The sequence below is a fragment of the Actinomycetota bacterium genome (assembly GCA_035697485.1).
GTDB lineage: Bacteria > Actinomycetota > UBA4738 > UBA4738 > HRBIN12 > JAOUEA01.
Map to the genome: position 1 here is coordinate 1 of DASSCU010000028.1, position 5,147 is coordinate 5,147.

9 protein-coding genes and 1 tRNA gene are annotated in these 5,147 nt (G+C 69.6%); 8 read left to right on the forward strand and 2 right to left on the reverse strand.

Annotated features, from left to right (window positions below; genetic code table 11):
• From tuf to rpmG, 3 genes are all read left to right on the forward strand, one after another.
• The coding region (tuf, locus tag VFI59_08375; GenBank protein HET6713710.1) for an elongation factor Tu at positions 1–142 on the forward strand (142 nt) is incomplete at its 5' end.
• 12 nt (positions 143–154) lie between these two features.
• Positions 155–355, forward strand: coding sequence for a hypothetical protein (locus VFI59_08380; GenBank protein HET6713711.1), 201 nt, complete (start codon positions 155–157; stop codon positions 353–355).
• Positions 355–519, forward strand: a complete 165-nt coding sequence (gene rpmG, locus VFI59_08385; protein HET6713712.1) for a 50S ribosomal protein L33 — start codon at positions 355–357, stop codon at positions 517–519. Before VFI59_08380 ends, rpmG begins: the two co-directional genes overlap by 1 nt.
• A gap of 30 nt (positions 520–549) precedes the next feature.
• Here the strand turns inward: rpmG and VFI59_08390 are convergent, their stop codons facing one another.
• Complete coding sequence (locus tag VFI59_08390; protein ID HET6713713.1) at positions 550–1,296, reverse strand: response regulator transcription factor; 747 nt, start codon at positions 1,294–1,296, stop codon at positions 550–552.
• Positions 1,297–1,406: 110 nt separating this feature from the next.
• Here VFI59_08390 and VFI59_08395 point away from each other — a divergent pair, with 110 nt between their 5' ends.
• A complete protein-coding gene (locus VFI59_08395) occupies positions 1,407–1,793 on the forward strand; it encodes a MaoC family dehydratase N-terminal domain-containing protein (protein ID HET6713714.1) in 387 nt (128 codons plus the stop codon).
• Positions 1,790–2,212 (forward strand): MaoC/PaaZ C-terminal domain-containing protein, encoded by a 423-nt coding sequence (locus tag VFI59_08400; GenBank protein HET6713715.1) that lies wholly within the window; start codon positions 1,790–1,792, stop codon positions 2,210–2,212. Before VFI59_08395 ends, VFI59_08400 begins: the two co-directional genes overlap by 4 nt.
• A gap of 68 nt (positions 2,213–2,280) precedes the next feature.
• On the opposite strand, the gene VFI59_08405 is transcribed toward VFI59_08400, so the two are convergent.
• The gene (locus VFI59_08405; protein ID HET6713716.1) at positions 2,281–3,726 is read right to left on the reverse strand and encodes a hypothetical protein; all 1,446 of its coding nucleotides are present in this window, start codon (positions 3,724–3,726) and stop codon (positions 2,281–2,283) included.
• A 312-nt stretch (positions 3,727–4,038) separates the two neighbouring features.
• Between VFI59_08405 and VFI59_08410 the strand changes: the two genes are divergently transcribed.
• The 3 genes from VFI59_08410 to VFI59_08420 all read left to right on the forward strand — a co-directional run.
• Positions 4,039–4,112 (forward strand) — tRNA-Trp (locus VFI59_08410).
• Positions 4,113–4,125: 13 nt separating this feature from the next.
• On the forward strand, positions 4,126–4,431 hold the full coding sequence (secE, locus tag VFI59_08415) for a preprotein translocase subunit SecE (protein ID HET6713717.1): 306 nt from the start codon (positions 4,126–4,128) through the stop codon (positions 4,429–4,431).
• Positions 4,432–4,445: 14 nt separating this feature from the next.
• On the forward strand, positions 4,446–5,147 hold a 702-nt coding region (locus VFI59_08420), incomplete at its 3' end, for a transcription termination/antitermination NusG family protein (GenBank protein ID HET6713718.1).

A 5,147-nucleotide genomic window follows, 5' to 3' on the forward strand; every position in this document is an offset into this window, starting at 1 on the left:
GGAGATGGTCATGCCCGGGGACAACGTCGAGATGACGGTCGAGCTGATCGCCCCGATCGCGATGGAAGAGGGCCTGCGCTTCGCGATCCGCGAGGGCGGACGCACCGTCGGCGCCGGCCGCGTGACCGAGATCATCAAGTAGGCTGGAGGACCGTTGAGCTGCTACACACGGCACCTCGGCGATCTGCTGCCTCCCGATCCGACGCCCGACGACAAACGCGCGCTCGACCGGGCGGTTCGACGGGTCGTGGACCTGAGCGAGGCCGATTGTCCCGAGGTCTGGGCCGCGGTCAAGGAACGGCGTGAGGACGCCGGCTTCGCGCCGGCGGTGCTCGCGGTGATGAAGGAGCACTGATGGCGAAGGCCGACAACCGCCCGAAGATCACGCTCGCCTGCACCGACTGCAAGCGGCGCAACTACAACACGGTCAAGAACAAGGTGAACGACCGCGACCGCATCGAGCTGAAGAAGTACTGTCGCTGGTGCCGGTCGCACACGCTGCACCGCGAGACCCGCTGACCGGAAACCTCGCCGACCGCCCGGTCGTGCTCAACCCTGCTCGGGGGGACCGTCCTCGCCTTCGAGCAGGTCGCCTTCCTCGTCGGCCTCGCGCGTGACGTCGACCGTGCGCACCTTGCCGTAGCGGATGGCCGCCACGATCGCGTCGAGCTTCGAGTGCAGACCCAGCTTCGTGAGCACGTTCTGCGTGTGCGTGCGCAGCGTGTGCTTGCTCATGCCGAGCTCGGCGGAGATCTCCTCGGGCGTGTCGCCGTCGGCCATGCGCTGCAGGATCTCGAGCTCCCGCGGGGTGAGCCGCTCGATGCGCTGTGCGAGGTTCCCGTCCTGTGCTCGCCGCCGGCGCAGGCGCTTGAGCGACTCCTCGACCTCGGCGCTCGTGTGCAGCGGCTCCCCGCGATACGCACGCCTGATCGCGTCGGCGAGCCCGATGACGGCCTCGGTCTTGGGCAGATAGCCGCGCGCTCCAGCCTGGATCGCTCGGGCGAGTGAGATGTCGTCCTCCTGGCCCGACAGGATGATGACCGCGGTACCGGCCGTCTCGTCGTGGATGCGGCGGGTCGCCTCGATGCCGTCGACCCCGGGCATCTGCAGGTCCATCAGGATGATGTCGGGGTGCTCCTTCGACGCCGACTCGATCGCGGACTGGCCGTCGGTGACCACCTCGATCACGCGGAGGTCCTGTTCCTTGTCGAGGGCCACCTCGAGCGCCTCGCCGAACGAACGGTGGTCGTCGGCGATGACGACCGTGATGGGTTCGTGGGTCCCCTGGGCAGGCATCGCGGAGCATCGTAGGGCGAGACCCAGAACGTTTCACGCACCTGAGGGAAGTTGCTGAGCCCTCGCCAAAACGGTTGCCGGGCGCACACCCCGCGGCTACGGTGCGCGCCGTGAACCCCGAGGCGGAGGGCACCGTCTACCCCGAGATCGACTTCGTCGTCGAACCCGCTCGTGTGGAAGCGTTCCGGGCGGTCTTCGGGCAGGCCGACGGGGTGCCCCCGACGTTCCTCACGGCCGCGGAGTTCACCGCGATCCCGCGGATCATCGGCGATCCGGCCTTGGACCTCGACTTCACGAGGGTGCTGCACGGCGGTCAGGAGTACGAGCTGGCCCGTCCGCTTCGTGAGGGCGAGACGCTCACGGTCCGCCCCCGCATCGAGTCGATCAGGGTGCGAGCCGGCACCGGGTTCCTCGTGATCGCGATGGACCTGTTCGATGCCGCGGGGGAACCGGTCGCGCGGACCCGCTCCACGATGATCGAACGGAGCCCGACGTGACACGGCGGCTCGACGACGTGAAGGTGGGGGAGGAGCTCCCGGAGCTGCGGCGCGTCGTGACCCGTGAGGACGTGAAGGCCTACGCCGACGCCGGAGGCGATCAGAACCCCTTGCATCAGAGCGACGAGTTCGCCCGCGGCGTGGGGTTCGACGGCGTGATCGCGCACGGCATGTTCACGATGGGCCACATGGCCGCGTGCGTCGTCGCGTGGGCGGGCGACGCCGCCGCGGTCTCGGCGATCTCGGCGCAGTTCCGCGCCACCGTCTCGATGGGCCAGGAGATCGTCGCGGGCGGCCGCGTCCGCGCGGTCGATGCCGAGGCGGGGACCGCCACGCTCGACCTGTGGGTGTCGAGCGATCGCGACGGCGAGACCGAGTGGCCGATCAAGCGGGGCGTGGCGACCGTCCGCCTCGCATGAACGCCCGTCTCGCCCCGACCATGACGAAGGCCGGGGGGATCCCCGGCCTTCGCGGGCGCTCCGTTGGTTCAGGCGCTGCGGCGCGTCGCCGACATCGCCTGGATCGCGTCGGTCATGCGATCGATCACGACCTGCATGTCGCTGCCCACGCCCTCGTCGACGCGCACCGAGAGCCGGTCGATCTTCTGGCCCAGCACCTCGGCGACCTTGACCATCGACTCCGTGGTCGACTGCGTCTCCTTGTGCAGCTGGTCGCTGATCGAGCGGATCTTCACGTCGACGCTGCTCTCCATCTCGTCGGCGAGCCCGGCCTGCAGCTCCTTGATCGCCCGCAACGTCTGACGGACGAGCTCGGCATCGAGGGGCTCGCCCGGCGTGATCGCCTGCTGTTCGCGCACCGTCGTCGCGAGCGCCTGGTTGTCGGAACGGATCAGGCGGGCGATCGCGGACATGCGCTCGTCGATGTGCGCCAGAAGACGCTCCTCGACCGCGACCTGACCTCCGGCGAGCGCCAGGTCGCCGCCGTCGACCGCCCCGACGCCCGTGCCCATGCGCTCGGAGATCGTCGCGGCGACCTCCTCGGCGACCGATCCGAGCTTCTCGTCGATGCGCTCGGCGAAGGCCGCCAAACGCCAGTCGACCGTCTCTCGGACCGTGTCGACCTGGACCTCGGTGCGCTCCTCGATCAACGCCTGCAGCGCCTCGGAGTCGGCCCTGATCAGCCGGGCGACGCCCATGATGCGAGCCTCGACGAGCCGCTCGATCGCGGCACGCACCTGCTCCTGGTCGCGTCCGTGCATGCCCACCCGCTCGGCGAGCATCTCGAGCCGCTCGGCCACCGGGGCGAGCTCGGTCGTGACGCGGTCGGCCACGGTCTGGCTGATCGTGCCGTCGTGCACGGCGAACGCCTCGGCGTGCTCCTCGACGCGCTGGGAGAGCGTGCCCAGCGCCTCGGCGCCTGTCTGCACGTAGGCGTCGATCGCGCCGATCACCTTCGCGGTCTCCTCGGTGAGGAGCCGGCCGTGCGTCTGGACCTGCTGGGTCACGGTCTCGACGATCGCGCGGTCGCGTTCCTGCATCGTGGCGAGCGCCGACGCGATGTGGTGCTCGACCTGCTGAAGCTGGGTGCGCACCTGCTCGACCCCGTGCAGCGTGGGGGAGTCGGCGATCTCGCGGATCGCGAGCAGCGACGCCTCGATCGCGTCACGGGAGGTGCGACCGGTCTCGGCCACCTCGTTCATCGAGTCCTCGACGCGCGCCGAACGCAGCGCGAGCGCCTGGAACCGCTCGTCGCTCGACGCGATCAGGGTCTTGATCGTCTGGTCGCGCGAGAGCAACGAGACGATGCGATCCTGTTCGGGACGCGTGTCGTTGCCCGCGGCGCGCCAGATCTCGGTGGCGATCTCACGCATCAGGGCGGTCGCCTGCTCCTCGAGCGCCCGCAGGCCTTCCTCGAGCTGCTCGTCGATCGACCTGCGCAGCGACGCCGAGATGCGGTGCTCGCCGCTCGTCATGAGCGGTTCGTCTTCATGGTGTTCCAGCCGGCGGAACAGGCTGCGCCGGGGGATGCTGGACTGCTCTTCCATGACGTCTCTCGCGATCCGGGGCCGATGCGGTGCGTCCGCGTGAGGATAGGTCACTGACTGGGCCGATTCACGCACCTGGCACCGCGAGATTTCAGGGGTTCTCGAGGGGTGAGTCCGGCGCAGGTTCGTGCCGACCTGTGGCATGGTGGGGGAGCGGGGATGCGGTCTTTGCCGTGGCCTCGGGGCGAACCCTATACTGGCCTGTCCGAACGCCCCCCTCCGGGGTGGCCGGAGTCTCGGAGGCGCGTAGCTCAACTTGGTAGAGCACCGGTCTCCAAAACCGGGGGTTGGGGGTTCAAGTCCCTCCGCGCCTGCAAGGGGAACACCATGAACCGACAGATGAAGAGGATGCAGGAGCGCGCCGAGCGCCAGCAGAAGCGTGGCGGCGCCGAGCGTTCCACCGCGCCGTCGGCCGCGGCCAAGCGCGCGCAGACCACCGAGAAGCGCAAGCGCACCGGTGTCCGGCAGTTCCTGAAGGAGGTTCGCCTCGAGCTCAAGAAGGTCGATTGGCCCAGCCGCCGCGAGCTCATCTCCTACACGGTCGTGGTGCTCGCCACGCTGATCGTGACCACCATGTACGTCGCGGGCCTCGACTACGTCTTCTCGAAGGCGATCCTCGACCTGCTCTCCTGACCCAGAAGGATCCCATGGAAGACCTCGAAACCACGTCCGAAACGCCGCTGACCGACGCGCTGGAAGCGGCGGCCGAAGTGCACGAGATCGCCGACGAGGCGGCCACCGAGACGATCGCCGAGGCGGTCGTCGAGGCCGAGGTCGTGCAGAACGTGGCCGACGCGGGGGCCGACACGATCCTCAGCGAGGGACTCGCCGGCGCCGCCGATCTGCTCGAGGCCGGGGAGCCCGAAGCCGCCGAGGCCGTGCTGACCGAGGCGATCGCCGGCGCCGCCGAGATCGAGGAGGCCGGTGAGGAGGTCGCCGACGAGCTGCTCGCCGAGGCCGCGATCGAGGCCGTCGTCATGGAAGAGACCGCCGACGAGATCGGGCAGGAGCTCGTGCAGGAGGCCGCCGAGGCCGAGGAGGCCGTCGCCGACGAGGAGTACCTCGAGATGGAGGCCGAGCAGGGCGACGGGGAGCTCGCGCCCGGCACGATGAGCCCGGTCGTCGAGGAGCCCGCCGCCGACCCCGAGCCCGCCGCCGTGGTGGAGCCCGACCCCGAGCCCGTCGCGGTGGAGGTCGAGGCCGCACCGGAGCCCGTCTCCGACGATCCGTTCCGTGGCCCGGGCGAGTGGTACGTCGTGCACACCTACGCCGGCTACGAGAACAAGGTGAAGACGAACCTCGAGTCGCGCATCCACACGATGCAGATGGAGGGCAAGATCTTCCGCGTC